Source organism: Phyllobacterium sp. A18/5-2, assembly GCF_025452215.1.
Taxonomy (GTDB): domain Bacteria; phylum Pseudomonadota; class Alphaproteobacteria; order Rhizobiales; family Rhizobiaceae; genus Phyllobacterium; species Phyllobacterium sophorae.
Map to the genome: position 1 here is coordinate 3,339,955 of NZ_CP104966.1, position 25,348 is coordinate 3,365,302.

18 protein-coding genes and 4 pseudogenes are annotated in these 25,348 nt (G+C 57.8%); 8 read left to right on the forward strand and 14 right to left on the reverse strand.

Going from position 1 to position 25,348, the window contains the following annotated elements; translation table 11 throughout:
• Nucleotides 1-2: 2 nt before the first annotated feature.
• Nucleotides 3-587, reverse strand: a complete 585-nt coding sequence (locus N8E89_RS16610) for a peptidylprolyl isomerase (protein ID WP_106663247.1) — start codon at nt 585-587, stop codon at nt 3-5.
• 15 nt (nt 588-602) lie between these two features.
• Nucleotides 603-1,097, reverse strand: coding sequence for a pantetheine-phosphate adenylyltransferase (gene coaD / locus N8E89_RS16615; RefSeq protein ID WP_106663246.1), 495 nt, complete (start codon nt 1,095-1,097; stop codon nt 603-605).
• A 185-nt stretch (nt 1,098-1,282) separates the two neighbouring features.
• On the opposite strand from coaD, the gene N8E89_RS16620 reads away from it, so the two are divergent.
• The gene (locus N8E89_RS16620) at nt 1,283-1,423 is read left to right on the forward strand and encodes a hypothetical protein (RefSeq protein ID WP_162707136.1); all 141 of its coding nucleotides are present in this window, start codon (nt 1,283-1,285) and stop codon (nt 1,421-1,423) included.
• A gap of 18 nt (nt 1,424-1,441) precedes the next feature.
• Here the strand turns inward: N8E89_RS16620 and gyrA are convergent, their stop codons facing one another.
• Nucleotides 1,442-4,159 carry a DNA gyrase subunit A gene (gyrA, locus tag N8E89_RS16625; RefSeq protein WP_245448663.1) on the reverse strand — a complete coding sequence of 906 codons (2,718 nt, stop codon included), beginning with the start codon at nt 4,157-4,159 and terminating at the stop codon, nt 1,442-1,444.
• 381 nt (nt 4,160-4,540) lie between these two features.
• Here gyrA and N8E89_RS16630 point away from each other — a divergent pair, with 381 nt between their 5' ends.
• On the forward strand, nt 4,541-5,125 hold the full coding sequence (locus tag N8E89_RS16630) for a MarC family protein (protein WP_410010386.1): 585 nt from the start codon (nt 4,541-4,543) through the stop codon (nt 5,123-5,125).
• A gap of 90 nt (nt 5,126-5,215) precedes the next feature.
• Here N8E89_RS16630 and N8E89_RS16635 read toward each other — a convergent pair whose 3' ends face one another.
• Together N8E89_RS16635 and N8E89_RS16640 are read right to left on the reverse strand one after the other, a co-directional pair.
• On the reverse strand, nt 5,216-6,523 hold the full coding sequence (locus N8E89_RS16635; protein WP_106663243.1) for an NAD(P)/FAD-dependent oxidoreductase: 1,308 nt from the start codon (nt 6,521-6,523) through the stop codon (nt 5,216-5,218).
• A 98-nt stretch (nt 6,524-6,621) separates the two neighbouring features.
• Entirely contained in the window at nt 6,622-7,485 is an 864-nt protein-coding gene (locus N8E89_RS16640; protein WP_106663242.1) for an AraC family transcriptional regulator, read from the reverse strand.
• Nucleotides 7,486-7,520: 35 nt separating this feature from the next.
• On the opposite strand from N8E89_RS16640, the gene N8E89_RS16645 reads away from it, so the two are divergent.
• Entirely contained in the window at nt 7,521-7,928 is a 408-nt protein-coding gene (locus N8E89_RS16645) for a PTH2-like family protein (protein WP_106663241.1), read from the forward strand.
• 9 nt (nt 7,929-7,937) lie between these two features.
• Here the strand turns inward: N8E89_RS16645 and N8E89_RS16650 are convergent, their stop codons facing one another.
• Nucleotides 7,938-8,372 (reverse strand): YqaA family protein, encoded by a 435-nt coding sequence (locus tag N8E89_RS16650; RefSeq protein WP_106663356.1) that lies wholly within the window; start codon nt 8,370-8,372, stop codon nt 7,938-7,940.
• 49 nt (nt 8,373-8,421) lie between these two features.
• Nucleotides 8,422-8,950, reverse strand: a pseudogene (locus tag N8E89_RS16655) (single-stranded DNA-binding protein).
• A gap of 430 nt (nt 8,951-9,380) precedes the next feature.
• Between N8E89_RS16655 and uvrA the strand changes: the two are divergent.
• The 4 genes and pseudogenes from uvrA (at nt 9,381) to glnA (ending at nt 15,243) form a co-directional block, all read left to right on the forward strand.
• Nucleotides 9,381-12,303: pseudogene (uvrA, locus tag N8E89_RS16665) on the forward strand (excinuclease ABC subunit UvrA).
• Nucleotides 12,304-12,363: 60 nt separating this feature from the next.
• Complete coding sequence (locus N8E89_RS16670) at nt 12,364-13,167, forward strand: DUF72 domain-containing protein (RefSeq protein ID WP_262260546.1); 804 nt, start codon at nt 12,364-12,366, stop codon at nt 13,165-13,167.
• Nucleotides 13,168-13,423: 256 nt separating this feature from the next.
• On the forward strand, nt 13,424-13,762 hold the full coding sequence (locus N8E89_RS16675) for a P-II family nitrogen regulator (RefSeq protein WP_008123000.1): 339 nt from the start codon (nt 13,424-13,426) through the stop codon (nt 13,760-13,762).
• Nucleotides 13,763-13,833: 71 nt separating this feature from the next.
• Nucleotides 13,834-15,243 carry a type I glutamate--ammonia ligase gene (gene glnA, locus N8E89_RS16680; RefSeq protein ID WP_106663237.1) on the forward strand — a complete coding sequence of 470 codons (1,410 nt, stop codon included), beginning with the start codon at nt 13,834-13,836 and terminating at the stop codon, nt 15,241-15,243.
• A 60-nt stretch (nt 15,244-15,303) separates the two neighbouring features.
• Here the strand turns inward: glnA and N8E89_RS16685 are convergent, their stop codons facing one another.
• The 5 genes and pseudogenes from N8E89_RS16685 to crcB form a co-directional block, all read right to left on the reverse strand.
• Nucleotides 15,304-17,757, reverse strand: coding sequence for a M10 family metallopeptidase C-terminal domain-containing protein (locus N8E89_RS16685; protein WP_262260548.1), 2,454 nt, complete (start codon nt 17,755-17,757; stop codon nt 15,304-15,306).
• Between the two features lie 95 nt (nt 17,758-17,852).
• Entirely contained in the window at nt 17,853-18,095 is a 243-nt protein-coding gene (locus N8E89_RS16690) for a hypothetical protein (protein WP_106663235.1), read from the reverse strand.
• Nucleotides 18,096-18,361: 266 nt separating this feature from the next.
• Nucleotides 18,362-19,156, reverse strand: coding sequence for an ATP12 family chaperone protein (locus N8E89_RS16695; RefSeq protein WP_106663234.1), 795 nt, complete (start codon nt 19,154-19,156; stop codon nt 18,362-18,364).
• A 42-nt stretch (nt 19,157-19,198) separates the two neighbouring features.
• Nucleotides 19,199-20,186, reverse strand: a pseudogene (locus N8E89_RS16700) (RluA family pseudouridine synthase).
• A gap of 30 nt (nt 20,187-20,216) precedes the next feature.
• On the reverse strand, nt 20,217-20,594 hold the full coding sequence (crcB, locus tag N8E89_RS16705) for a fluoride efflux transporter CrcB (RefSeq protein ID WP_106663232.1): 378 nt from the start codon (nt 20,592-20,594) through the stop codon (nt 20,217-20,219).
• A gap of 199 nt (nt 20,595-20,793) precedes the next feature.
• On the opposite strand from crcB, the gene N8E89_RS16710 reads away from it, so the two are divergent.
• Nucleotides 20,794-22,569: a glucan ABC transporter ATP-binding protein/ permease gene (locus N8E89_RS16710; protein WP_106663231.1), complete on the forward strand. Its 1,776-nt coding sequence runs from the start codon at nt 20,794-20,796 to the stop codon at nt 22,567-22,569.
• A 64-nt stretch (nt 22,570-22,633) separates the two neighbouring features.
• Here N8E89_RS16710 and N8E89_RS16715 read toward each other — a convergent pair whose 3' ends face one another.
• Together N8E89_RS16715 and N8E89_RS16720 are read right to left on the reverse strand one after the other, a co-directional pair.
• Complete coding sequence (locus N8E89_RS16715; RefSeq protein WP_106663230.1) at nt 22,634-23,947, reverse strand: replication-associated recombination protein A; 1,314 nt, start codon at nt 23,945-23,947, stop codon at nt 22,634-22,636.
• 18 nt (nt 23,948-23,965) lie between these two features.
• Nucleotides 23,966-25,331: pseudogene (locus tag N8E89_RS16720) on the reverse strand (DegQ family serine endoprotease).
• Nucleotides 25,332-25,348 lie beyond the last annotated feature (17 nt).

Here is a 25,348-nt window from a genome sequence, read left to right on the forward strand (position 1 = left end):
GATTATTTGGCTGAACCAACCGTGACCTTGATCATCTTGTCGGGGTTTTCGACTGCACCGTTGTCTGCCTCCGAACCCTTCTTGATCTTGTCGACGATATCCATACCGCTCGTGACCTTGCCGACGACCGTATACTGGCCGTTCAGCGAGGGATATTCAGTGAACATGATAAAAAACTGCGAATTGGCGGAATTGGGATTCTGCGCGCGTGCCATACCGACAACCCCGCGCACGAAAGGCTCCTTCGAGAACTCGGCAGGCAGATCCGGACGCGTCGAGCCACCCGTCCCGGCAGCCTGCGGCTTGTAACCCTTTTCCGTGTTGCCATATTGCACGTCGCCGGTCTGTGCCATAAAGCCTGGAATGACCCGATGGAACACCACATTGTCATAGGCGCCCTCCTTGGCAAGCGCCTTGATCTGCTCGACGTGTTTCGGCGCAAGATCGGGAAGCAGCTCGACTTTGACGTCGCCATCCTTGAGTTTGATGGTCATGGTGTTCGCGTCATCGGCCCGGGCCGGGGCCAGCGCTGCGAATGACAGGGACGAAACGGCAGCAACAAGGAGCGCTGTGCGGATAAAGGACATGAAAGTCTCCAAAAATCAGGATTTGAATTTTGCCTCGAGCGCATCAGCGACAAGAGCAGGAACAAAATGCCGGACGTCACCGCCCATAGCGGCAATCTGACGAACCAATGTGGCAGTAATGGTGCGGACCGAGGGGTCCGCCGGGAGAAACACGGTTTGCAATTCCGGGGCCATCTGGCCGTTCATCCCCGCCATCTGCATCTCATAATCGAGATCTGTGCCGTCACGCAGACCACGAACCATGAGTGATGCCCCATACTTGCGTGCCGCATCGATCAAGAGCCCATCGAAGGCAATCACGTCGAGACGGTTGCTGTCTTTGCCGAACACATCGGCCGCGACGCGCTTTATCAGGTCGACCCGCTCTTCGAATGAGAACAGCGGTGCTTTGCCGGGGTGAATACCGATCGCCACGAATACCTTGTCGGCAAGCCGGAACGAGCCGTGCAGGACATCGATATGGCCATTGGTGATCGGATCGAATGATCCGGCATAAATCGCGATTGTCATGGGGCTTTCCTAACCGTTTTGCCCGGCGCTTTCAATGGTCGGAATCGATCGGATGAACGGGAGATGAACACAGCAATCAGCAAGCATTCAGGCAACTTCAACTAAGCGTGAGACAATGGTGTGAAACCATTTCGAAGTTAGCACGTTGCTAACTCTGAAAGAGTGCAAGATCGAAGGGACAGAATATGTTTATTCTTCTGAGCATTGCCATGATGGTTGCTATGATCGTTTCCGCCATCATCATGATTGTAGAAGAAAATAAAAAGCGGGAGGCTCCTCTCAGAACATCCCGCTTCGGTGTTTATCACCATCGTAGCGATCTTTAATCGCGCGATCCGGCGGCGCTAGACTTCTTCAGAGCCGGGATCCGTGACAGGGGTTGCTGCCTCGGCTTCAACGGACGTTTCAGCCTCGATATCATCGGTTTCCGTTTCGGAAATCGGTTCGACCGAAACCACTTTCTCCCCATCAGCCGTATTGAAAATGGTCACGCCCTTGGTCGAGCGTCCGGCGACACGGATGCCATTGACCGGAACGCGGATCAGCTGGCCACCATCCGATACGAGCAGGATCTGATCGGAATCCTGGACCGGGAACAACGCCACCAGCTTGCCTATTTCATCGGTCTTCGACGTGTCGGTGGCGCGAATGCCCTTGCCACCGCGCCCGGAAACGCGGAATTCATAGGACGACGAGCGCTTGCCGTAGCCATATTCGCTAACCGTCAGCACGGTCTCTTCGCGATCGCGCAGTTCGGCGTAACGCTCCGGCGAAAGATCGGCCACATCTGTGGCTTCCTCGCCGACCAAAGCAATTTCTTCAACGTCGTCGGCGCCCTGTGCCCGCCTTTCAGCCGCAGCCTGCTTCAGATAGGCCGAGCGTTCGGCGGGGCTTGCGTCCACATGACCGAGAATGGACATGGAGATGATCTTGTCCCCCGGAGCCAATGTGATGCCACGCACGCCGATCGAGTTGCGCCCGGCGAACACACGCACATCGGTTACGGGGAAACGGATACACTGGCCGCCGGCGGCAGTCAGCAATACATCGTCGAACTCGTCGCAGGTATCGACGCTGAGGATTTCATCGCCCTCTTCCTCAAGCTTCATCGCGATCTTGCCATTGCGATTGACCTGGATGAAGTCGGACAGCTTGTTGCGGCGAACCGTGCCGCGCGTCGTGGCGAACATCACGTCGAGATTGGCCCAGCTTGCCTCGTCCTCCGGCAGCGGCATGATCGTCGTGATGCGTTCGCCCTGTTCCAGCGGCAGCATGTTGATGAGTGCCTTGCCGCGTGATTGCGGCGTACCGATCGGCAGACGCCAGACCTTTTCCTTATAGACGATGCCGCGCGACGAGAAGAACAGCACCGGCGTATGCGTATTGGCCACGAACAGCCGTGTAACGGAATCCTCGTCCTTCATCGTCACGCCGGAACGGCCCTTGCCGCCGCGGCGTTGCGCGCGATAGGTCACCAGGGGCACACGCTTGATGTAGCCGGCGTGGCTGACGGTCACCACCATATCTTCACGGGCGATGAGATCTTCATCGTCCATATCGGCGCCACCCTCGGTAAGCTCAGTGCGGCGCGGCGTGCCGAATTCATCGCGAATTACGACCAGCTCGTCCTTGACCAGACCCATGATCCGCAGGCGAGATGCCAGGATCTCGAGATAATCGGCGATCTCGACGCCGATCTTGTTCAGCTCGTCAGCGATTTCATCGCGGCCTAGCGCTGTCAGGCGCTGCAATCGCAGATCGAGAATAGCGCGCGCCTGCTCTTCGGAGAGGTTATAGGTGTTGTCGTCGTTGAGCGTATGGCGCGGATCAGCGATCAGGGTGATCAGCGGCGCAACATCATTGGCGGGCCAGCGGCGCTCCATCAACTGATCGCGGGCCGTAGCAGGATCGGGCGCCCGGCGGATAAGTGCAATGATTTCGTCAATATTGGCGACGGCAATGGCCAAGCCAACCAGGACGTGCGCGCGGTCGCGCGCCTTTCGCAGCAGGAACTTGGTGCGGCGGCTGACAACTTCCTCGCGAAAGCTGACGAACGCGCGCAAAATGTCCAGGAGATTGAGCAGTCCCGGCTTGCCGCCGTTCAACGCCACCATATTGGCGCCAAAAGACGTCTGAAGGGGTGTGAAACGATAGAGCTGGTTGATGATGACGTCCGCCACCGCATCACGCTTCAGTTCAACGACGACGCGATATCCGTCGCGATCTGATTCATCGCGAATGTCAGAGATGCCCTCGATGCGCTTTTCACGCACCAGGTCGGCCATCTTCTCGATCATTGTCGCCTTGTTCACCTGATACGGAACTTCGGTGATGATAATGGCTTCGCGATCGCCGCGCATGCTCTCAACTGCAACTTTACCGCGCATGAGGATCGAACCGCGGCCTGTGCTGTAAGCTGAGTAGATGCCCGAGCGGCCAAGGACGATACCCCCGGTCGGGAAATCCGGACCGGGAATAATCTCCATCATTTCCGGTAAATCGATCGCCGGGTTGTCGATCAGCGCGATACAGCCATTGATAACCTCGGCCAGATTGTGCGGCGGCACATTCGTTGCCATACCGACTGCGATACCGCCAGAACCATTGACGAGAAGATTGGGGAAACGCGCAGGCAGAACCACAGGCTCCTGCTCGCGCCCATCGTAATTATCCTGGAAATCGACTGTTTCCTTGTCGATATCCTCGAGCAGCGATTCCGTTACCTTCTCCAGACGGCATTCCGTGTACCGCATCGCGGCCGGTGAATCGCCGTCTATCGAACCGAAATTCCCCTGCCCGTCGACAAGAGGATCCCGCAATGACCAATCCTGCGCCATGCGGACAAGTGCGTCGTAGATGGAGGCGTCACCATGCGGGTGGAATTTACCCATCACCTCACCGACGACACCGGCCGATTTGCGGTAGGACCGGTTCCACGACAGGCCCATCTCGTTCATCGCGTGCAGGATGCGACGATGCACAGGCTTCAGACCGTCGCGCACATCAGGCAGCGCACGACTGACGATTACGCTCATCGCATAATCGAGATAGGAGCGCTGCATTTCCTCTATGATGGAAATGGGCTCGATCCTGGAGATTGGGCCGGATTTATCGTCTTCGGGGCCAGAAGGTGGAGTTAGGTCAGACACGAGGCACTCATCTTTCGTATAGAATCAATCTTTGATCTTATAGCGGCTTTCCGGGCGAAAAGCCAATAAACGGGACAGTAATTCACAGCAGAAAAACCTTTAATATCAATAAGATAAAATAGTTTTTCTCATGCGGCGAAAAACTTGCGCAAGGATTTCCATGTTTCTCGACGCCGGATAGAGAATCCGATAGGTTGCGGAGGCTTTGATCGGCAGGTTGGCGAGCTTTAAACAGAAAAGAAAAGCAAAATCGTGGCGTATTCTGACACTCTTCTCAATGCGCTCGTGACCTTGATGGTGACGATCGATCCACCGGGTCTGGCACCGCTGTTTCTGGCGCTTACACGCGGCATGAATCGCAAGGAGCGCAGCCAGGTCGGGTTGCGGGCAAGCCTTATCGCGTTCATCGTGCTGACTATCTTTGCCGTCGCCGGCGCTCAGATCCTGGCCCTTTTTGGCATCACGCTGGGCGCTTTCCGGATCGCCGGTGGTCTGCTTCTGTTCTGGATCGCCTTCGAAATGATTTTCGAGCGCCGCAACGAGCGAAAGGAAAAGAGCGCCGAGGTGGCCATCACCAAGGACCATATCCGCAACATCGCTGCCTTCCCGCTCGCAATTCCGCTTATCGCCGGTCCGGGCGCGATCTCCGCCACTATCCTGTTGGCGGGCACGCTTTCCGACGCCACATCGCGCCTGGCGTTAATCGGTATCATCTTGATCTGCATTGCCGCATCTTATGTGGTGTTTTTGCTTGCCGAGCGCGTTGACCGCTTCCTTGGCGAGACTGGCCGCTCCATCCTGACCCGTCTTCTCGGCGTCATTCTCGCCGCCCTCGCCGTTCAGTTCGTGGCCGACGGCATCAAGACGTTTATTGGCTGACGGCTGCCCTGCGAGAGCAGGTTTTGTCTATTTGGAGTCATTCTTCCGTACAGGATTTGGTTCAAAGTCGAGGGATTGGCAAAATCTGCTCTAGCCTCCGCTTTCGTCCATGTTCGCTTCTTCTGCAGCGTCCCGCTGTGTGATCAGTCGCGCGCTGCGAGCGCCGCTCACTGAGATCCACAGCCAGCTCAAGGCAACCGCCAGGCGGTTGCGCACGCCGATCAGGAAATAGATATGGGCAAGGCCCCATAGCCACCAAGCGATGTAGCCCTTGAGCTTGATCCAGCCAAAATCCGTTACCGCGGCCCGTTTGCCGATCGTCGCCAGATCGCCGGCGTGACGGTACACGAATGGCGATGATGCGCTATCCCCGGCAAGTCTGGCCTTGATCGTCTTGGCAATATGGACACCCTGCTGCTTGGCTGCTGGAGCGATACCGGGCACCGTACCCTTGCCGCCATTGGCAACGGTGGCCGTGTCGCCGATGACGAAGATCTCTGGATATCCCGGTGCCGTCAGGTCGGCATTGACAATGACCCGTCCGGCGCGGTCTGCGGGTACATTCAGCCATTTCGCGGCGGGCGATGCCTGGACACCGGCTGCCCAGATGATGGTCCTGGCGCGCAGTGACTGTCCGCCGAATTCGACGCCGTCCGCATGGCATTCGGTGACCGGATTGCCGAGGTGGACCGTCACGCCTAGCTTTTCCAGCGCTTTCTTTGCATAGGCGGACATGTCTTCACTGAAAGCCGGCAATACCCTAGGTCCACCCTCGATCAGCACGACACGCGCGGATGCCGGATCGATTACCCTGAAATCACCCTTCAACGTATCGCGGGCAAGATCGGCTATCGTTCCGGCAACCTCGACCCCTGTCGGACCGCCACCTATCATCACGAATGTCAGATACTCCGCGCGCTTCGCCGGATCAGGCTCACGTTCTGCTTTTTCGAATGCAGTAAGAATACGCCGCCGGATCGTCGTTGCATCTTCCAGCGTTTTCAAGCCGGGCGCGAACGGTTCCCAATCGTCGTGGCCGAAATATGCATGGCGTGCACCGGTCGCCAGCACCAGCGTATCGTAGGGAATCGTTTCGCCATCGGCAGTTGATACGGTCCTGGCGGCGGTATCGACCGCTTCGACCGTACCCAGCAGCGTTTTGACATTCTTGTACTTCCGCAGCAGATGCCGGATCGGCCAGGCGATTTCCGATGTCGCCAATGTCGAAGTCGCCACCTGATAGAGCAAGGGCTGGAACAGATGATGGTTGCGCTGGTCGATAAGCGTGATGTCTATATCGGCATTACGAAGATTGTGGACCGTCTCCAGTCCACCGAAGCCTCCACCGACGATGACCAGGCGGTGCCGCGTATTCGATGGCGTCTGGGGTTCCGTCATGACAGGGCTCCGATGCACAAACCGAACGCCTGTCTAACAGACGGCGCCGGGCCGGACAATTGCACCACACGCGCACCAGCCTTGAGGTATCGTGTGTGCTAGCCAGAATTGACGCCGATCAGGGCTGCCCAGCGTCCGGGGGTCAAGCCGAAGGCTTTCTTGAATTGCCGGTTGAGATGGCTCTGGTCCGTGAATCCCGCCGCCGCCGCGATCTCGGCCAGTGGGTCGCCGGCCTTGATCATCTCGCGTGCCCGCTGCAGGCGGCGCATCAGCAGGAAACGGTGGGGACTTGTGGCGTATAGCGCCCGGAAATGCCGGGACAAAGTGTAACGATCAAGCCCACTTACCGCCTCGAGCTCGCCTGAGCGGACAAGACGCAAGGCATGTTCCTCAAGATAATCACGCGCCAGTTCCGTCTGCCGCACAGCAGCGGGCCCCAATGGCTTGACGTTCTGCCGGGCGTGCCGGGCCAGGCTTTGCGTCAATCGGGAAATGATATCGTCGACCGCCAACTCATCCAATTCCTCGTCAAGATTGTCGAGAGCGGCCGACAGAATGGCCGCCATGGCCGGATCAGCGAAAACCGGGTCTTTGACGAACGGCAGCGAGCCGGCGCGCAGCGACTGCAGCGCCAGCGACGGCTCGAGATAGAGCATGCGATAGCGCAGGCCATCATCGGTACCGGCCCCGCCGTCATGGATCTCGTCCGGATGAAGCACGATGATATTGCCGGGCAGGCTATAGCGCCGCTGGCCGCGATACCAGAACGTCTGGACACCGTGCAGCGTCACCCCGATCGCATAGGTGTCATGCCGGTGCAGGTCGTAGCCATCGCCGGCAAAGCGCGCTTCGATCCGTTCAAGGCCTGGATTGGAAGGTGCCGACAGGATGGCGTCCTGCCCGGGTAGTTCGCACAAACGTCCAAGACTGTGCACTGCCTCTTCGCCTAAAACGTCCAGCATAAGCCCAACTCTTCATGACACGGAAACCTATATCGATGTTCGATACCAAAATTGCAATCGTGCTGCGAAACGACCTTGCGTCCTGGCAAGCGCTGAATGTGGCCGCATTTCTCACCAGCGGCATCGTTGCCCAATCACCTGAGGTGATCGGCGAACCCTACCGCGACCGTGCTGGCAACATCTATAACCCCCTGTCAATTCAGCCAGTGATCGTGCTGGCAGCCGATCAGGCAACGATTTCAAATATTCACCGCCGTTCGCTCGAGCGCGATATCAGAACCTGTCTCTACGTCGAGGAGATGTTCTCCACCGGCCATGATGCGGCAAACCGCGCGGTCTTCGCGCAGTTCGCCCCGGATGATGCAAAGGTCGTTGGCATCGCCATGCGGGCTGACAGGAAGCTGGTCGACAAAATCACCAAAGGCGCAAAAATGCATCCCTGATGCGGCAGCTTACAAGCCTGTGGTCAGTGCCAGAATCGCGAGGTAGCGACCGGTCTTGGCAATGGCTACAAGGATAACGAAGCTGAGCAGGGGCTCCCGCAATACCCCGGCAATTACCGTCAGCGGGTCACCTATGATGGGTGCCCAACTCAAAAGAAGCGTCCATTTGCCGTAGCGTTGATACCAGGACGCAGCCCGATCAAGCTGCGCCTGACTGGCGGGAAACCATTTGCGATCGCGGAACCGGTCGATTCCGCGGCCAAGCAGCCAGTTGACGATTGAGCCGAGCACATTGCCAACGCTGGCAACGCCAATCAGAACTGCCGGTGAATAGGCATCGCTGAGGAGAAGGCCGGCGAGCGCCGCTTCCGATTGCATCGGCAGAACGGTAGCGGCAGCGAAAGCAATCGAAAAAAGTCCGGCGTAAACGCCCAGATCACTGATCATGACCGGGCGTTTGCACTATTCATCCGCTGTCTGATCCGTCCAGTTGTCAGAACGGGATTTCATCGTCGAGATCGCGCGAGAAATTCCCGCCGCTTGCGCTGGATGAGCTGCTGGATGAAGCGCTGGAGCGACCGAAATCGGAGCCGTAGTCGTTGTCCGAGACCTGGCCACGGCTCGAATTGTTGTCGAACGAACGGCCGCCGCCAGCTCCGGCGCCCTCGCCGCGTGAATCGAGCATCTGCAACTCGCCGCGGAATTTCTGCAAAACGACTTCCGTCGAATAGCGGTCATTGCCCGTCTGGTCCTGCCACTTGCGGGTCTGCAGCGCACCTTCGAGATAGACCTTCATGCCCTTCTTCAAATACTGCTCGGCAACCTTGGCCAGATTGTCATTGAAGATGACAACGCTATGCCATTCAGTCTTTTTCCTTGCGTTCACCGCTGTTCTTGTCGCGCCAGCTTTCCGACGTCGCAATGCGGAGATTAACGACCGGGTCACCCGAACCCAACCGCCGGACTTCCGGGTCAGCGCCAAGATTTCCTACCAAAATGACCTTGTTGACACTGCCTGCCATGATTTAAACTCCGTAAATTCCGATTTTAAAATTTGCGCCATCATACAGAAGCCGCATTCATGGCGGGCAACTGATTACCGCTATCCACAATATACCGTTCCTGGCCATATCAGCATTGACGCCTTGCGAAACGCTCCTGCCAGATTTGTCAGGAGACTTTCAACGCCCGCCGCCCGTCAATCGCCATCTTTCACAAGGTTTTCGCGGGCAACCATGAGACTGCGACAGCTTTCACTCAATGTCAGCATGACTTGCGCGATTTGTTCTTTTTTTGTTCTATCACTTGCTCTAACAATGTCAACATGGCTATGGTGATTCCATCAGGGTTTGACCTCGCAAAACGGCAGGGACTTTCTAAATATAGGAAAGCCTCTCGCCAGAGGGCAGTACCTCCTTCCAGAATAGCGTGCCCTCTCAAAGGCAAACAGACATGAGCGATCAGAAATACATTTCCATTCGCGGCGCCCGCGAACACAATTTGAAGAACATTGATCTCGACCTGCCGCGCGACAAGCTGATTGTCATGACCGGCCTGTCCGGATCGGGGAAGTCGTCGCTCGCATTCGACACGATCTATGCCGAAGGGCAGAGGCGCTATGTCGAGAGCCTGTCCGCCTATGCGCGGCAGTTTCTCGAGATGATGCAGAAGCCGGACGTGGATCAGATCGACGGTCTCTCTCCGGCTATTTCCATTGAGCAGAAGACAACCAGCCGCAACCCGCGGTCGACGGTTGGCACTGTCACGGAAATCTACGACTATCTGCGCCTGCTCTACGCGCGTGTCGGCATCCCCTATTCTCCGGCAACCGGTCTGCCGATCGAAAGCCAGACTGTAAGCCAGATGGTCGACCGCGTTCTCGCGCTTGAAGAGGGCACTCGCCTGTTTGTTCTTGCGCCAATCGTCCGCGGCCGTAAGGGCGAGTATCGCAAGGAAATGGCCGACCTCCAGAAGCGCGGCTTCCAGCGCGTGAAAGTTGACGGCATTTTCTACGAGATCGCCGATGTCCCTGCACTCGACAAGAAATACAAGCACGATATCGACGTCGTGGTCGACCGTATCATCGTGCGGTCCGATATTGCCGCCCGCTTGGCGGATAGTCTTGAAACTTCCCTGAAGCTGGCCGACGGCATTGCCGTTGCGGAATTTGCCGATAAGCCGCTTCCGGCTGACGAAACATCGAAGTGAATCCGCCAACAAGTCCAAGAACGATACCCATGAGCGGCTGATGTTCTCGGAAAAATTCGCTTGCCCGGTTTCGGGCTTCACCATTTCGGAAATCGAGCCGCGCCTGTTCTCGTTCAACAATCCCTTCGGCGCCTGCCCCACCTGCGATGGCCTTGGCACGCAGAAGGCGATCGATCCGACGATGATCGTGCCGGATGAGAGTCTGACGCTGAAGAATGGTGCAATTGCCCCGTGGTCGAAATCGAGCTCGCCCTATTACAATCAGACGCTGGATGCCCTTGGCGCTGCCTATGGCTTCAAGCTTGGCGACCGCTGGAGCGATCTGAACGAGGAGGCGCAGCAGGCCATTCTCTACGGCACGGGCAGCCGTGAGGTGCAGTTCGCCTATGATGACGGCCTGCGTTCCTATCGCACCACCAAGCCGTTCGAAGGTGTCATTCCAAATCTCGAGCGGCGCTGGAAGGAGACCGACTCTGCCTGGTCGCGCGAAGAGATCGAGCGCTTCATGTCCGGCACCCCCTGTCCTGCCTGCAATGGCTACCGGCTGAAGCCTGAAGCATTGGCCGTGAAAATCGGCGGCATGCATATCGGTCAGATCACCGAGAAGTCCATTCGCCATGCCGACGCCTGGTTCCGCGAAATCGACAAGACGTTCAACGAAAAACAGACCGAGATTGCGGCACGTATCCTCAAGGAAATTCGCGAGCGCTTGCGCTTCCTCAACGATGTCGGTCTCGACTATCTGGCGCTGTCGCGCAATTCCGGAACCTTGTCCGGCGGCGAAAGCCAGCGTATCCGCCTGGCCTCGCAGATCGGGTCGGGCCTTACGGGTGTGCTCTATGTGCTCGACGAGCCGTCCATCGGGCTGCATCAGCGCGACAACGAGCAACTGTTGAAGACCCTGCGCCACCTGCGCGATCTCGGCAATACCGTTATCGTCGTCGAGCACGATGAAGATGCGATCCTCACCGCCGACTATGTTGTCGATATTGGTCCGGCCGCAGGTATTCATGGCGGCGAGATCATTGCGCAAGGGTCGCCCGCCGATATCATGGCCAGCCCGAAATCGCTCACCGGCCAATATCTGTCCGGAGCCATAGAGGTGGCTGTGCCATCGGAGCGGCGCAAGACAACCAAGAAGCGCATCAAGATCGTCGGTGCGCGCGGCAACAATCTCAAGAACGTCTCCGCAGAGATTCCACTTGGCACATTCACCGCCGTGACCGGCGTTTCCGGTGGCGGCAAATCGACATTCCTGATCGAAACGCTGTTCAAGGCCGCATCGCGCCGCATCATGGGATCGCGCGAACATCCTGCTGACCATGACCGCATCGACGGGCTGGAATTTCTCGACAAGGTCATCGATATCGACCAATCGCCGATCGGCCGCACGCCGCGCTCCAACCCGGCAACTTACACAGGCGCTTTTACTCCGATCCGCGACTGGTTTGCCGGTCTCCCCGAGGCGAAGGCACGTGGCTATCAGCCCGGCCGCTTCTCCTTTAACGTCAAGGGCGGGCGCTGCGAAGCCTGCCAGGGCGATGGCGTGATCAAGATCGAGATGCACTTCCTGCCGGACGTTTATGTCACCTGCGATGTCTGCCATGGCAAGCGCTACAACCGCGAGACGCTGGAGGTTCTGTTCAAGGGCAAGTCGATCGCCGACGTGCTCGATATGACCGTCGAGGAAGGTGCCGAGTTCTTCGCCGCAGTTCCGGCAGTACGCGACAAGCTGCAGACACTTGCCAAGGTCGGCCTCGGTTATATCCATGTCGGTCAACAGGCCAATACCCTGTCCGGCGGCGAAGCGCAGCGCATAAAGCTCGCCAAGGAATTGTCGCGCAAGGCGACCGGCCGCACGCTCTACATCCTCGATGAGCCAACAACTGGCTTGCATTTCCACGATGTAGCGAAGCTTCTTGAAGTCCTGCATGAACTGGTGGATCAAGGCAATACCGTCGTCGTCATCGAGCACAATCTCGAGGTCATCAAGACGGCCGACTGGGTAATCGACCTTGGACCGCATGGCGGTGATGGCGGCGGCGAGATTGTCGCTGTTGGCCGGCCGGAGGACATTGTCGAAGTCGACCGCTCCTATACTGGTCAGTTCCTCAAGGAGCTTCTGCGCCGGCGTCCCGGACACAAGGTGCAGGCGGCCGCGGAATGACCTGAAGCCCGCCCTCGTGGCGGGTTTTTTCAATCTGGCATTGAAGGGAGGAGAAGCGGAATGAGCGAAAGCGTAACCATACGAACCGGCATTGGCGGCTGGACTTTCGAGCCGTGGCGCGGCACCTTCTACCCGGAAGGTCTCTCCAAGACCAAGGAACTCGAATACGCAGGCCAGCATCTGCAGACAATCGAGATCAACAGCACCTATTATGGCACGCAGAAGCCGGCGACTTTCGCCAAATGGGCCAGCCAAGTCCCGGACGGCTTCATTTTTTCGGTCAAGGGCAATCGCTTCGTCACCAACCGCCGTGTCCTTGCCGAAGCCGGCGATTCCATCGAATACTTCGTCAAGTCCGGCATTGTCGAACTGGGCGACCGGCTTGGGCCAGTCGTTTGGCAGTTTGCCCCGACCAAGAAATTCGATGCGGATGACTTTGGCGCCTTTCTCGAACTCCTGCCGAAGAAGCACGACGGTCTTCCCCTGCGTCACGCCGTTGAGGTCCGCAATCCTTCTTTCATCGATCCCGATTTTATCGCCCTGGCACGCAAGAACGGCGTCGCGGTGGTCTATGCCGAACATTTCGAATATCCCGAAATCGCCGATGTCACCGCGGACTTCATATATGCCCGCCTGCAGAAGGGCGACGATACCATCGAGACCGCCTACCCAGCCGATGCGCTCGACAAATGGGCAGAGCGCACCAATGTTTGGGCAAATGGCGGCGAACCTGATGACCTGCCGCTCGCCTCGCCGAATGAGCACGCAAAGAGACGAGCCCGGGATGTTTTCGTTTATTTCATCCATGAAGGCAAAGTGCGCGCTCCGCAGGCAGCACGGGCGTTGAAAGAGCGCGTTGCGTAGTAATTGTGCGCGCCAGCAAGCACGTGCCGCCTATTTTATATGCAACTTGCATCTTTTTTTCATCAACTTCGGTTGATGGCGAGTGGCTTATTGCGGTAGCAGCGCACCAAAGGTTGAAGGAATTTACGTTTCTTCCCCGATAAAATCCTATTCATGGATTTATTTCCACCCGGGAGGCCAGTTGGCATGCTTCCTGCTTTTTGTTGTGGCAAGCGGGCAAGAGGCCCGTTGCTATGCATAGGGAGACTGTTCTCTGATGAAGAAAATCGAAGCCATCATCAAACCATTCAAACTGGATGAGGTGAAAGAGGCACTGCAGGAAGTGGGCCTTCAAGGCATCACAGTCACGGAAGCCAAAGGCTTTGGCCGTCAAAAAGGTCATACCGAATTGTATCGTGGCGCCGAATATGTCGTCGACTTCTTGCCGAAGGTAAAAGTAGAGATCGTTTTGGGCGACGAATCCGTCGAGGCCGCCATCGAGGCGATCCGCAAGGCCGCGCAGACCGGCCGTATCGGCGACGGAAAGATCTTTGTCTCCAACATCGAAGAAGTTGTGCGCATCCGGACCGGCGAGTCCGGCATCGACGCCATCTGATCCCCACACCCATCTGCAGGTGCGTTCGCGCCGGCAACAACCTTCATCGTCGCTGAATAAGGAAAATTGACATGACGACCGCCAAAGATATTCTGAAACAGATCAAGGACAACGACGTAAAGTTCCTTGACCTCCGCTTCACCGATCCAAAGGGGAAGTTGCAGCACGTGACGATGGACATTGCCGAAGTCGATGAAGATATGTTTGCCGACGGTGTCATGTTCGACGGCTCCTCCATTGCTGGCTGGAAGGCCATTAACGAGTCCGACATGGTGCTCATGCCAGACACCGATACGGTTCACATGGACCCCTTCTTCGCCCAGTCGACGATGGTTATCCTTTGCGACATTCTCGATCCGATTTCCGGTGAATCCTACAATCGCGATCCACGCGGAACCGCCAAGAAGGCCGAAGCCTACATGAAGGCCGAAGGCATCGGCGACACAATCTTCGTCGGCCCCGAAGCTGAATTCTTTGTCTTCGACGACGTCAAGTACAAGGCTGATCCATACAATACGGGCTTCAAACTCGACTCCACCGAACTGCCGTCCAATGACGACACCGACTATGAAACCGGAAACCTTGGTCACCGTCCGCGCGTCAAGGGCGGGTACTTCCCCGTACCGCCAATCGACAGCGCGCAGGACATGCGCTCGGAAATGCTCACGGTTCTGACCGAAATGGGCGTGCGCGTTGAAAAGCACCATCACGAAGTGGCCGCTGCCCAGCACGAACTTGGCATCAAGTTCGACGCCCTCACCCGCAACGCCGACAAGATGCTGATCTACAAGTATGTCGTGCATCAGGTCGCCAATGCCTATGGCAAGACCGCAACCTTCATGCCGAAGCCGATTTTCGGCGACAACGGTTCGGGCATGCACGTTCACATGTCGATCTGGAAGGATGGCAAGCCGACTTTCGCGGGCAATGAATATGCGGGCCTTTCGGAAAACTGCCTGTTCTTCATCGGCGGCATCATCAAGCATGCCAAGGCGATCAATGCCTTCACCAACCCTTCGACCAACTCCTACAAGCGTCTGGTTCCAGGTTATGAGGCTCCGGTTCTGCTGGCCTATTCAGCGCGCAACCGCTCCGCGTCATGCCGTATTCCTTTCGGCTCCTCGCCGAAGTCCAAGCGCGTTGAAATCCGCTTCCCGGATCCGACAGCCAACCCCTACCTCGGCTTCGCCGCGATGCTGATGGCCGGCCTCGACGGCATCAAGAACAAGATCCATCCCGGCCAACCGATGGACAAGGACCTCTATGACCTTCCTGCGAAGGAGCTCAAGAAGATCCCGACCGTCTGCGGCTCGCTGCGTGAAGCCCTGCAGAGCCTCGACAAGGATCGCGGCTTCCTGAAGGCCGGCGGCGTGTTCGATGACGATCAGATCGACAGCTTCATCGAATTGAAGATGGCCGAAGTGATGCGTTTCGAAATGACCCCGCATCCGGTCGAGTACGACATGTACTATTCGGTCTGATTGGACCACATTCCACGAGGAAAGACCCCGGCACGAGCCGGGGTTTTAGTTTGGACTCCGCTATGCAACCTGGAAGTCCGCGCTGGTCACGGCCAGCCCGCCTGAAAGGTTTGCGAAACAGACCGCGGCGCGACCCCCTGCACCGTCGCGGTCGTAGTAAAGCGCGCCGCTTCCGCTGTCGTACATGATCCGATCCGAGGCATCCGCGGCTATCGAGCCGACGTGGAAAGCATCGGCCGAAAGCGGGCCGCCCGGCGCAAGTGCTGTGAAAATCGCCGGGTCCAGCCGTATCGTATCGTCTTGCGCGGAGAAATCCGTGATCGTGTCGATACTGAATCCTACACCCAGGAAATCCTTGAAGCAGAAGGTGTCGGCGCCGGCTCCCCCGGTCAGCGCATTGCTGGCGCTATTGCCGGTCAAGGTGTCTGACCCACTGCCTCCGATGGCGTTTTCGATGATCGCGCCGAAGGCGATGGATATGTTCCCGGTAAATCCGCCCATGTTGGAAAACGAGCCGTCATGCAGATCGATCATCTGGTTTTGACCAAATCCGGACGCGTCGACCGTGTCGGTGCCGCCGCCATCCCAAATGCAAAGTGCGGGATCCCGGTTGATCGCGAAGTCGTAGACAGACCCGGCATTCGAGTGAAATCCGTAAACCGTATTGTCGGCGCGGGTGGTCATGTTGGCGCCGTAGAGCTGTTGCACGGCAAGAATGTCATACAGCATCAGTGTGTCGGCATAAGCATTATATGACGCAGTGGTATTGGACTCGTCGAAATAACTCATCACCGAGTATTGGTGGTCATCCTGAACGAATTGCGCATTGTTGGCATAGGTGATGGGAAGACCGGGAGCCGCATTGTAGTCTCCCGGATGCGCGAGGCCCATTGCATGGCCCATTTCATGAGCAATGGCGAAGGCACTGAAACTGCCATTCGGCAGCGACGTGGTCGACACGCTCGTATTGTTGAGCCAGATATCTCCAGCCAAATCGCCGCTGGCCGTTGATCCGGGGTAATAGGCAAATGCTCCCGCACCATCCACATTGGACGAATACGCACCCACCAGGATTGTCGCATCATTCGTTGTGCCGCCGGGATTGACCTGGCTGAAGGTGAGGTTCGCAACTTCGGAATATAAGGCAAGGCCCGCCTGTACGCTAGCGATCTGCGCTGCCGAGGGCGCGATGAAAGGCGTCGGATTTCCCGACGCATCGGTCGCAGTGGCCGAGGACTGGCGGATACCCCAGGTGACGCTTGCAGCCGTGCCCGGCGTGCTCCATGACGCGCCGGGTCGGATCAGGGCGCCTGCGCCCATCATTTCGTCGTAGGAGGCTTTGCTTCCCAAGGTCGCAGACAATCCATACTGACCGGCAGAAGCGTCGTTATAGGCGCCCGCATCGAGATAATAGGTCCCGGACGTCGTTGCGGTGAAGGTAATGGTGGAATTGCCCCCAGGTCCGCCGTCGTCGTCGTAGGCAATTTGCGCGCCAGCGCCACTGTAAAGCCGCAAATAGCTATCGTTGACCCCGGAGATGCCGGTTCCTACCATCGCGAATGTATAGGTCTGGCCAGCAACGAGGTTTACGCCGTACCAGTCATGGTCGCCTGCAGTGCCAAGCTGGCCTTGAGCCGACTTCCCGATAGCAAGCGAATATGCCGTTGTGGCGCTGGCGGCCGCGTCGGCAGTCTCCGTGACGCGCGCCGGCGGCAGCGGATCGCCTGGATCGAAAGGCGGTTGGGGTGGCTGGGGAGGCGGTCCCGCAACTGTAAGATCATATTGGCCGGCATAGGCATTGTTGTATGACCCTGCATCGAGATAATAGACGCCGGATGAAGTCGCGGTAAAGCTTATCGTCGAATTCAGCCCTTCCCCGCTGTCGTCGTCAAAGGCGATTTGTGCACCCGTGCTGTCGCGCAATCGCAGATAGGTATCACGAACCTGGGCACCTGCCGCCCCGCTTCCCGCCATGGCGAATGTGTAGGTCTGCCCCGCAACCAGTTCGATGCGGTACCAGTCTCGATCCCCCGTCGCTGCGAGATTGCCTCGAACCGTTTGCCCGCCCGCCAGCGCATAGGTGGTGGCAGTGCTCGCGGCTGCATCGGTCGTCTCGCTGCCTGCCGGCGGCGGCGGTAGAGTCTCGGTAGCAACCGAAAGATCATATTGGCCGGCCGAGACATCGTTGTACGCGCCCGCATCGAGGTAGTAGGTACCGGAGGTAATCGCAGTAAAGGTGATCGACGAATTCAATCCGTCACCACTGTCATCATCAAAGGCGATCTGCATGCCTGCGCTGTCGCGCAGACGCAGATAGGTATCGCGCACCTGGCTGGCGGCATCGCCGGTTGCGGTCATACCGAATGTATATGTCTGGCCCGCGACGAGATCGATCCGGTACCAGTCGCGGTCTCCCGCAACTGCAAGTTGGCCCTGGGCGGATTGCCCGGCAACCAGTGCATAGCTCGTGCTGGTACTGGCGGCCGCATCTGTTGTTTCCACAATGTTTGGCATGCTCATTCCTCCCGGTTGTCGCTAAAAAATGGCACACGACCTCCCTGCCGGCTGAAGGCTTCAGCCGGATCAACAGACAGTCGTTAATCTGAAATCTATTTTGGCGGGCTGGTAAGGCACTGCTGCTTGGCCTTCTTGATGGCCTCGCGCAGCAACATTTTATTTCGTTCAGACGAAATCAGCGGACTGCCTTCCGCGGCTTCCTCAACACGGTCCAGCGCTTCCTTGCATGACGAAGGATTCATGGGGCGTTCCGGATTGCGCGGAACGCCAGCTGGCGCGGCTGTCAGTTGGGTGACGGCGAGTGCCCACGCAATTGGATTGTGCCCCAGGATCATTGCAGGTCTCCTCGCCCCTCCTGCGGCATGCAGGCATAAGGTAAGTTATACCAAAGTATGACCGCTAGGCCAGCATTATTAGACAAATATAATACCAAAGTTGTAATATAATTATAAACTTGCAACCATATAAATATGAAATATCAACTAACAATTGCATCAAGCATATTTTCACACAACTCTATACGATCATTTTGTCGACCTACAGTTGCTTAAAATTGCAACTCAGAAGCTGGCGCGAATCCTATTGTCCTGAAAATGGCGATTCAGAGAGACGAAACCGCTTCAAGCATCTTCACTGCGGCCATCATTTCGTGTTCGCGGACTGCGCGGCGAGCAGCGGCTTCCGCGTCCTCGCCCCAATGCTCGATCGTCCAATCTTCATCGACATGCGCCAGCTTCCAGGCTTGCTCGCCCGAAATCTCGCCCTTGGCCACAGCCAGCGCCAGGATCGCCGATCCGGTCAGCGTGGTAATCATGTGCAAGGCTGCAATGGCGAACGGGTCACTGAACCCGCCGAGATGAACGCTGAACGCGCCAAGCGCCTCGCGCGGCTGCTCCACATGCATCACGCCTTCTGCGAGCACAAAGCGCGCACCGAGAGCGGATGCTGCCCATTCGATGATCGGATCCCAGAGTTCGGTCTGCCGGTTGACCAGCCGTTCAGGCGAGCCGGCGCGGTAGCACAGCATGTCGGATGAGGCGAAGCGCAATACATCTTCCAGAACCGCCTGCGGGTCATTGACGATCCCATCGATTGCCGTGTTGGCGAGGCGCGTTGCAGGCATGCGCGCCGGATCGATTTCCTTTTCCTGCGCGGAAAATTCGTCGGCAATCAATTGCGCGGCAGCCCGCGTCGGCAGGCAAAGGTTCTGCCGGGCCGGCGTCTTGACGACGCGCCCGTCGAGCTCGATGGCAAACTTGCCCTCGCGCTCGGCAACTGCGGCCTCCTTGTAGAAGCGCTTGGGTAATGGCAGTTTTGACTGGATTTGTGCGCGGCGAACCGGATCCGGATCGGAAAGATCCTGTTTCGCATCCATATTGAAAAGATCGTTACGCATCGTCGAAGTCCAATTTTGGTTTAGAGTATTGCGGGACAGATTCTAACTGTCGTCATCCCCGTCGTGTTCGTCCAGACCCAGCAAATTCCACGTCTGCACCATATGCGGCGGCAACGGCGCGGTCACGTCGATCACGCCACCCGAAGGGTTGGGAACACGGATGCGGCGGGCATGCAGATGCAGGCGGTTCTGGATACCGCCTGGAAACGACCAGTTCGTGTCCGCCTCGAAATACTTCGGATCACCAATGATGGGGCAGCCAATATGAGCGGCATGAACACGCAGCTGGTGTGTCCGGCCCGTATAGGGCTCCATTTCCAGCCAGGTCAGAACCTGTCCGGCGGATCTCGATCACACGATAGTAGGAAACGGCGTGATCCGAATCCGGCTCACCATGCTGGGCAACGCGCATGCGGTCGCCGTCTGGGGTCGTTTCCTTGACCAGCCAGGTGGTGATCTTGTCTTCCCGCTTGCGTGGTATGCCCTTCACCAGCGCCCAATAGGTTTTCTTCGTCTCGCGTTCACGGAAAGCGGCAGTCAACGCCTGTGCCGCGCCGCGTGTACGGGCAACCACAAGGACGCCGGACGTGTCGCGGTCCAGCCGGTGAACCAGGCGGGGCTTCTCACCCTTCTTGTTGCGCCAGGCTTCCAGCATGTCGTCGACATGGCGATTGACACCGGAGCCGCCCTGCACTGCCAGACCGGCCGGTTTGTTGAACACGAAAACCTTCGGATCTTCGTAGAGCAACATCTGCGACAGGACATCGCCGTCCTCACGGCCGCGAATGCTCTTGCCGGTCAGATGACCTTCGGCCTTCGAATCCACCGGAAGCGGCGGAATCCTGACAGTCTGTCCGGCCTGCAGCCTTGTGTCGGATTTGGCGCGGGATCCGTCGATCCTGATTTGGCCAGAGCGCAGCAATTTCTGCAGGTGCCCGAAACCCAGACCCGGATAATGTACCTTGAACCACCGGTCGAGACGCATTTCCGCCTCACCCGTATCGACTGTCTTTTGTTCTACCGCTGCCATTACTTCCACCTTTTGCTCAGGCGAATAGCACTATGCAGTCATTCTTGCGAGCCATAATCCTAAAAACAGCGCGCCAATGCTCAAGATCACGCTTGCAAGGACATAAATCAGCGCAGTGAGGAGCTCACCACGCTCCCAAAGCACGGCAACATCGAGCGAAAATGACGAGAACGTGGTGAATCCCCCCATGATCCCGACCGCAACAAACAGCCTCAGGTCCATCGATCCTTCAAGCCGCTGCGCCATAATGCCGATGAACAGCCCCATCAGAAAACCGCCGGCAACATTCACCGTCAGCGTCCCATAGGGGTAATTCGCACCAAAAGCCCGGGTCATCAGGACCCCGACAAGGTACCTCGCAACAGAGCCTATCGCTCCGCCGGATGCCACAAGTAATATTGCGTTCATTTTACATTCAGCTCGGCCAGTTTATTTTGTGAACTCAAATGGTTGAATCATCACGGGACGTTACGCGACGTAGAAAAATGTTCCTTGTAGGAACGCACAACTACGAAGACTTTAGAGCATTGAATATTGCGGTGCACAAGAGTCTGATGCAGAGTCAATCTGCGGCGTGAGTAGCAGCCCAAGCAAGCGGAGTGGCATAGTGTCATTGTTGAACATCTATTGGAAATCGCTCCAATATCTCGGCGCTGAAAAGCGCGCGACCGTGTTTATCTGCGTGGTCAACATCGCCTTGGCTCTGACGATGCTGTTTGAGCCGTTGCTAATGGGCCTCGTCATCCAGGCAATTGCTGACAAGGCGGACATATGGGTTCCCCTTACTCAATTGGCTGCAGTTGGCTTGTTCCACATCGGCGCCAATGTACTCGTTGCGAGGGAGGCCGACCGGCTTGCGCATCGGCGCAAACTCGCCGTACTCACCGAATCTTACAATCGCGTGATCAGCATGCCGCTTTCGTGGCACCACCAGCGCGGCACATCCAATGCGATGCATACGCTTTTGCGCGCCATCGAGACATTGTTCGGCCTGTGGCTCGAATTCATGCGCACTCACCTCGCGACCACCGTTGCGCTCGTCGGGCTCATTCCCATGGCTGTGGCGCAGGACTGGCGTCTGGCTTCCGTATTGGCGGTTCTGGGTGTCGTTTATGTCCTCGTGAGCCGCTTTGTGACAGCAAAGACCAAGGACGGTCAGGCTCAGGTCGAGCGTCATCACATTACGGCCTTCAGCCACGTTACCGACTCGATGGGCAATATCTCTGTCCTGCAAAGCTACAATCGTATCGACGAAGAAACGCGTGCGCTGCAGTCCTACGCGAAGCAGCTGCTTGCCGCGCAATACCCTGTACTGAACTGGTGGGCCCTGGCCGCCGGCATCAACCGCATGGCGTCTACTATATCCATCCTCGTGGTTCTGGCCCTCGGCGCACATTTCGTCATGCAAGGCCAAATGCTGGTCGGTCAGGTCGTGTCGTTCATCGGCTTCGCCGGCCTGCTCATTGGTCGCCTGGATCAGCTCAGCGCCTTTGTGAACCAGATTTTCGCGGCCCGCGCAAAGCTTGAGGATTTCTTCGATATGGAAGCCTCCGCGGCCTATGCGGTAGAACCAAAGACGGTTCATGACATTGACAATGTCAGCGGCGATGTCGAATTCAAGAATGTGTCGTTCGAATTCGCCAATTCGACCCAGGGCCTGAAGAATGTCTCGTTCAAGGCAAAGGCCGGTCAGACAGTTGCGATTGTCGGCCCGACCGGTGCCGGCAAGACGACGCTGATCAACCTGCTGCAGCGTGTCTATGATCCAAAGGAAGGCCGTATTCTTGTCGATGACATAGATACGCGCACGATCAGCCGCCGTTCGCTGCGCAACGCCATCGCTACGGTGTTCCAGGATGCCGGCATGTTCAACCGTTCGATCGAGGACAATATCCGTATTGGCCGCCCGAAAGCCAGTGCCGAGGACGTGCTTGCTGCTGCCGAAGCTGCCGATGCAAGCGACTTCATCCTCGCGAAGTCCGGCGGCTACGGCACGGTTGTTGGCGAACGCGGTTCGCAGCTCTCCGGCGGTGAACGCCAGCGGGTTGCCATTGCCCGTGCCATCCTCAAGGACGCGCCGATCCTCGTGCTCGACGAGGCAACCAGTGCGCTCGACGTCGAAACCGAAGCACGCGTCAAGGTTGCAGTGGACAAGCTGTGCCAGAACCGCACGACGTTCATCATCGCACACCGTCTTTCCACGGTCCGCGACGCCGATATCGTGCTCTTCATGGATCAGGGTGAAGTAATCGAATCCGGCAGCTTCGATGAGCTGGCGCGTCAGAACGGCCGCTTCACCTCGCTGCTCAAAGCCGGCGGCCTGAAGCTCGACGACGACACGGCAAACGTCACGCCATTCCCGCGCAAGCCGGAAGCTGCTTAAGAGCCTCGGGCTCTAACGCGCAAACGTCCACGCAAACGAAAGGCCGCTATTGAGCGGCCTTTCCTTATTCTTCTCCGCGTTCCTGGCGAAGCTTGTTCCAGTAATCGATCCGTTTGCGGATCTCACGTTCAAAGCCGCGCTCCGGCGGATCGTAGAACGTCTGCCGGCCGAGGGCGTCCGGAAAATAGTTCTGGCCGGAAAAGGCATCGGGCTGATCATGGTCATAGGCGTAACCCTTGCCATACCCTTCGCCCTTCATCAGCTTGGTCGGAGCATTGAGGATGTGCTTCGGCGGAACGAGCGAGCCATTCTGTTTTGCGACCGCCATGGCGGCCTTGTAGGCCGTATAGACAGCGTTGGATTTCGGCGCGGTGGCGAGATAGACGCAGGCCTGCGCCAAGGCGAGTTCGCCTTCCGGCGAGCCCAGATAGTCATAGGCATCCTTCGCGGCAATGCAGATCACGAGCGCCTGCGGATCAGCCATGCCGATATCCTCGCTGGCCATGCGTACCAGCCGCCGGCCGAGATAAAGCGGGTCCTCGCCCGCGTCGAACATCCGGCAAAGGTAATAGAGCGCAGCATCGGGATCGGATCCGCGCACAGACTTATGCAGGGCCGAGATAAGATTGTAGTGTCCGTCCTGGCTCTTGTCATAGACCGGCGCCCGGCGCTGCACGATCTGCTGCACCCGCTCGGCATCGAATAGCTCGCCGTCGCGTGCCGCGCGCCAGACTTCCTCGGCAAGCGTCAGGATTGCCCGTCCGTCGCCGTCAGCCATCCGGACAAGGCTCGCGCGTGCCTCCGCAGTCAAGGGCAAGGCTTTGCTCTCATGGCCCTCCGCACGCTCCAGCAGGGCGCTGAGGCTTGCCTCGTCATGCGGGTGAAACACCAGAACCCTGGCGCGAGACAGGAGAGCGGCGTTCAGTTCGAATGAAGGGTTTTCCGTGGTCGCTCCGACGAGGACGATTGTCCCGTCCTCCATTACCGGCAGGAATGAATCCTGCTGCGCCCGGTTGAAGCGATGGATCTCGTCGACAAACAACAGAGTTTGGCGGCCGGACATTTTGCGTGCCCGCGCCATGTCAAAGACCTTCTTCAGGTCGGCGACACCGGAAAAGATAGCGGAAATCTGTTCGAAAGCCAGATTGGTCTCATTGGCAAGCAGCCGTGCCACTGTCGTCTTGCCGGTTCCCGGCGGGCCCCAGAAAATCATCGAGCCAAGCGAACCGGCATCGATCATGCGCGTCAATACACCTTCCGGGCCGGTCAGGTGCTCCTGTCCGGTGACTTCCCCCAGCGTTTTCGGCCGCAGCCGGTCGGCAAGCGGCCGGCTCCTGTCCAATGCCGGATCGTCATGGACCGAAAACAGATCCGCCATACTCTCTACCTATCTCTTCTAGCGAATGACTTGCCTGATTATGTCACCACCCCGCTCAAATTCGAAGCGCCAAAGCACCGGCTTGCTTGACATTGCCTTTGTCAGATCGGCCATGGTTGCGATTTCCGCGCCGTTTATCCCACGCACAATATCGCCGGGCTGCAAGCCGATCCGCGCGGCGGGCGTATTCGGGAAAATTTTGTCAACCGCCACGCCCTCCGTATCGGACGGCAGGCGCAGACGCGCCGCACCTTCCGGAGTGAGCTTGATAACATGCGCACCGGAAAGGGGATTTCTGCCCTGAATGAGCATCTGATTGTCCGGGGAGTCCGGTCCCGGCTTTTCCAAGACGACCGTGATGGTCTTTTCCTTCGAGCGGCTCAATACGTCCAGCCTTATCGTCTTGCCTATGCCTGCGGTGCTCAGGCGGTAACCAAGCCCGTCCGGATTTTCGATCCGCATCTCATCCACCGATAAAACCACATCGCCGACGAGCAGCCCGCCCTTCTCTGCCGGTCCGTTCTTGGTGATATTCGTCACCAGGGCGCCATAGGGCTGTTTCATGCCAAGCCCTTCAGCGACATCCGGAGTCACATTCTGAAAAGCAGCACCGATGTACGGGCGTTCAAACGTGTCCGCACCGCCCTTTGCCGTCTCAACAACCGCCCGTACCATATTGGAAGGAATGGCAAATCCGATCCTGATTGATCCGCCGGAACGCGAAAAGATCGCGGTGTTGATGCCAATGAGCTTGCCGGTCATATCGATCAGTGCACCGCCCGAATTGCCGGGATTGATCGCTGCATCGGTCTGTATGAAGAAATCGAAGTCGGAAATTCCGACACGTGTTCGCGCCTGCGCCGAAACGATACCGCTCGTCACCGTCTGCCCGACACCGAACGGATTGCCGATGGCCAGCACGAGATCGCCCACCTCCACCTGGTCGGAATCGGCCAATGGCAAGGCGGGCAGCGGCTCACCGGCATCGATCTTCAGGATCGCGAGGTCGGTGGATCTCGTCTTTCAGAAGAACTTTCGAGTCAAACTCCCGCCCATCCGATAGCGCAACCTTCACCGTATCGGCATTGCGAATGACGTGATTGTTCGTCACGATGATCCCCGACGCATCGGCAATCACGCCGGAACCGAGCGAGGATTGCACGCGCGGAGGGCCGTTGAACTGCTGTCCACCGAAGAATTGCTCGAAGAACGGATCGCCGGCAAAGGGCGAGCGTGTCTGTACCGCTTGCGCCGCATAGACATTGACGACGGCGCCAGCCGTTTGCTTCACGAGCGGCGCGAAGGAGAGCTGAAGCTCGCTGCGGGTTGCGGGCAGTTGCTTGGCCGTATCGGTGGCCGTCTGTGCATGAAGTGGCGCCACCATGCCGGCAAGAACTGCGG

Excerpts from the sequence above, each read along its gene's own strand:
- N8E89_RS16610 (WP_106663247.1), bottom strand. The coding sequence starts at position 587 with ATGTCCTTTATCCGCACAGCGCTCCTTGTTGCTGCCGTTTCGTCCCTG.
- coaD (WP_106663246.1), bottom strand. The coding sequence starts at position 1,097 with ATGACAATCGCGATTTATGCCGGATCATTCGATCCGATCACCAATGGC.
- N8E89_RS16620 (WP_162707136.1), top strand. The coding sequence starts at position 1,283 with ATGTTTATTCTTCTGAGCATTGCCATGATGGTTGCTATGATCGTTTCC.
- gyrA (WP_245448663.1), bottom strand. The coding sequence starts at position 4,159 with ATGCAGCGCTCCTATCTCGATTATGCGATGAGCGTAATCGTCAGTCGT.
- N8E89_RS16630 (WP_410010386.1), top strand. The coding sequence starts at position 4,541 with ATGGTGACGATCGATCCACCGGGTCTGGCACCGCTGTTTCTGGCGCTT.
- N8E89_RS16635 (WP_106663243.1), bottom strand. The coding sequence starts at position 6,523 with ATGACGGAACCCCAGACGCCATCGAATACGCGGCACCGCCTGGTCATC.
- N8E89_RS16640 (WP_106663242.1), bottom strand. The coding sequence starts at position 7,485 with ATGCTGGACGTTTTAGGCGAAGAGGCAGTGCACAGTCTTGGACGTTTG.
- N8E89_RS16645 (WP_106663241.1), top strand. The coding sequence starts at position 7,521 with ATGTTCGATACCAAAATTGCAATCGTGCTGCGAAACGACCTTGCGTCC.
- N8E89_RS16670 (WP_262260546.1), top strand. The coding sequence starts at position 12,364 with ATGAGCGAAAGCGTAACCATACGAACCGGCATTGGCGGCTGGACTTTC.
- N8E89_RS16675 (WP_008123000.1), top strand. The coding sequence starts at position 13,424 with ATGAAGAAAATCGAAGCCATCATCAAACCATTCAAACTGGATGAGGTG.
- glnA (WP_106663237.1), top strand. The coding sequence starts at position 13,834 with ATGACGACCGCCAAAGATATTCTGAAACAGATCAAGGACAACGACGTA.
- N8E89_RS16685 (WP_262260548.1), bottom strand. The coding sequence starts at position 17,757 with ATGCCAAACATTGTGGAAACAACAGATGCGGCCGCCAGTACCAGCACG.
- N8E89_RS16690 (WP_106663235.1), bottom strand. The coding sequence starts at position 18,095 with ATGATCCTGGGGCACAATCCAATTGCGTGGGCACTCGCCGTCACCCAA.
- N8E89_RS16695 (WP_106663234.1), bottom strand. The coding sequence starts at position 19,156 with ATGCGTAACGATCTTTTCAATATGGATGCGAAACAGGATCTTTCCGAT.
- crcB (WP_106663232.1), bottom strand. The coding sequence starts at position 20,594 with ATGAACGCAATATTACTTGTGGCATCCGGCGGAGCGATAGGCTCTGTT.
- N8E89_RS16715 (WP_106663230.1), bottom strand. The coding sequence starts at position 23,947 with ATGGCGGATCTGTTTTCGGTCCATGACGATCCGGCATTGGACAGGAGC.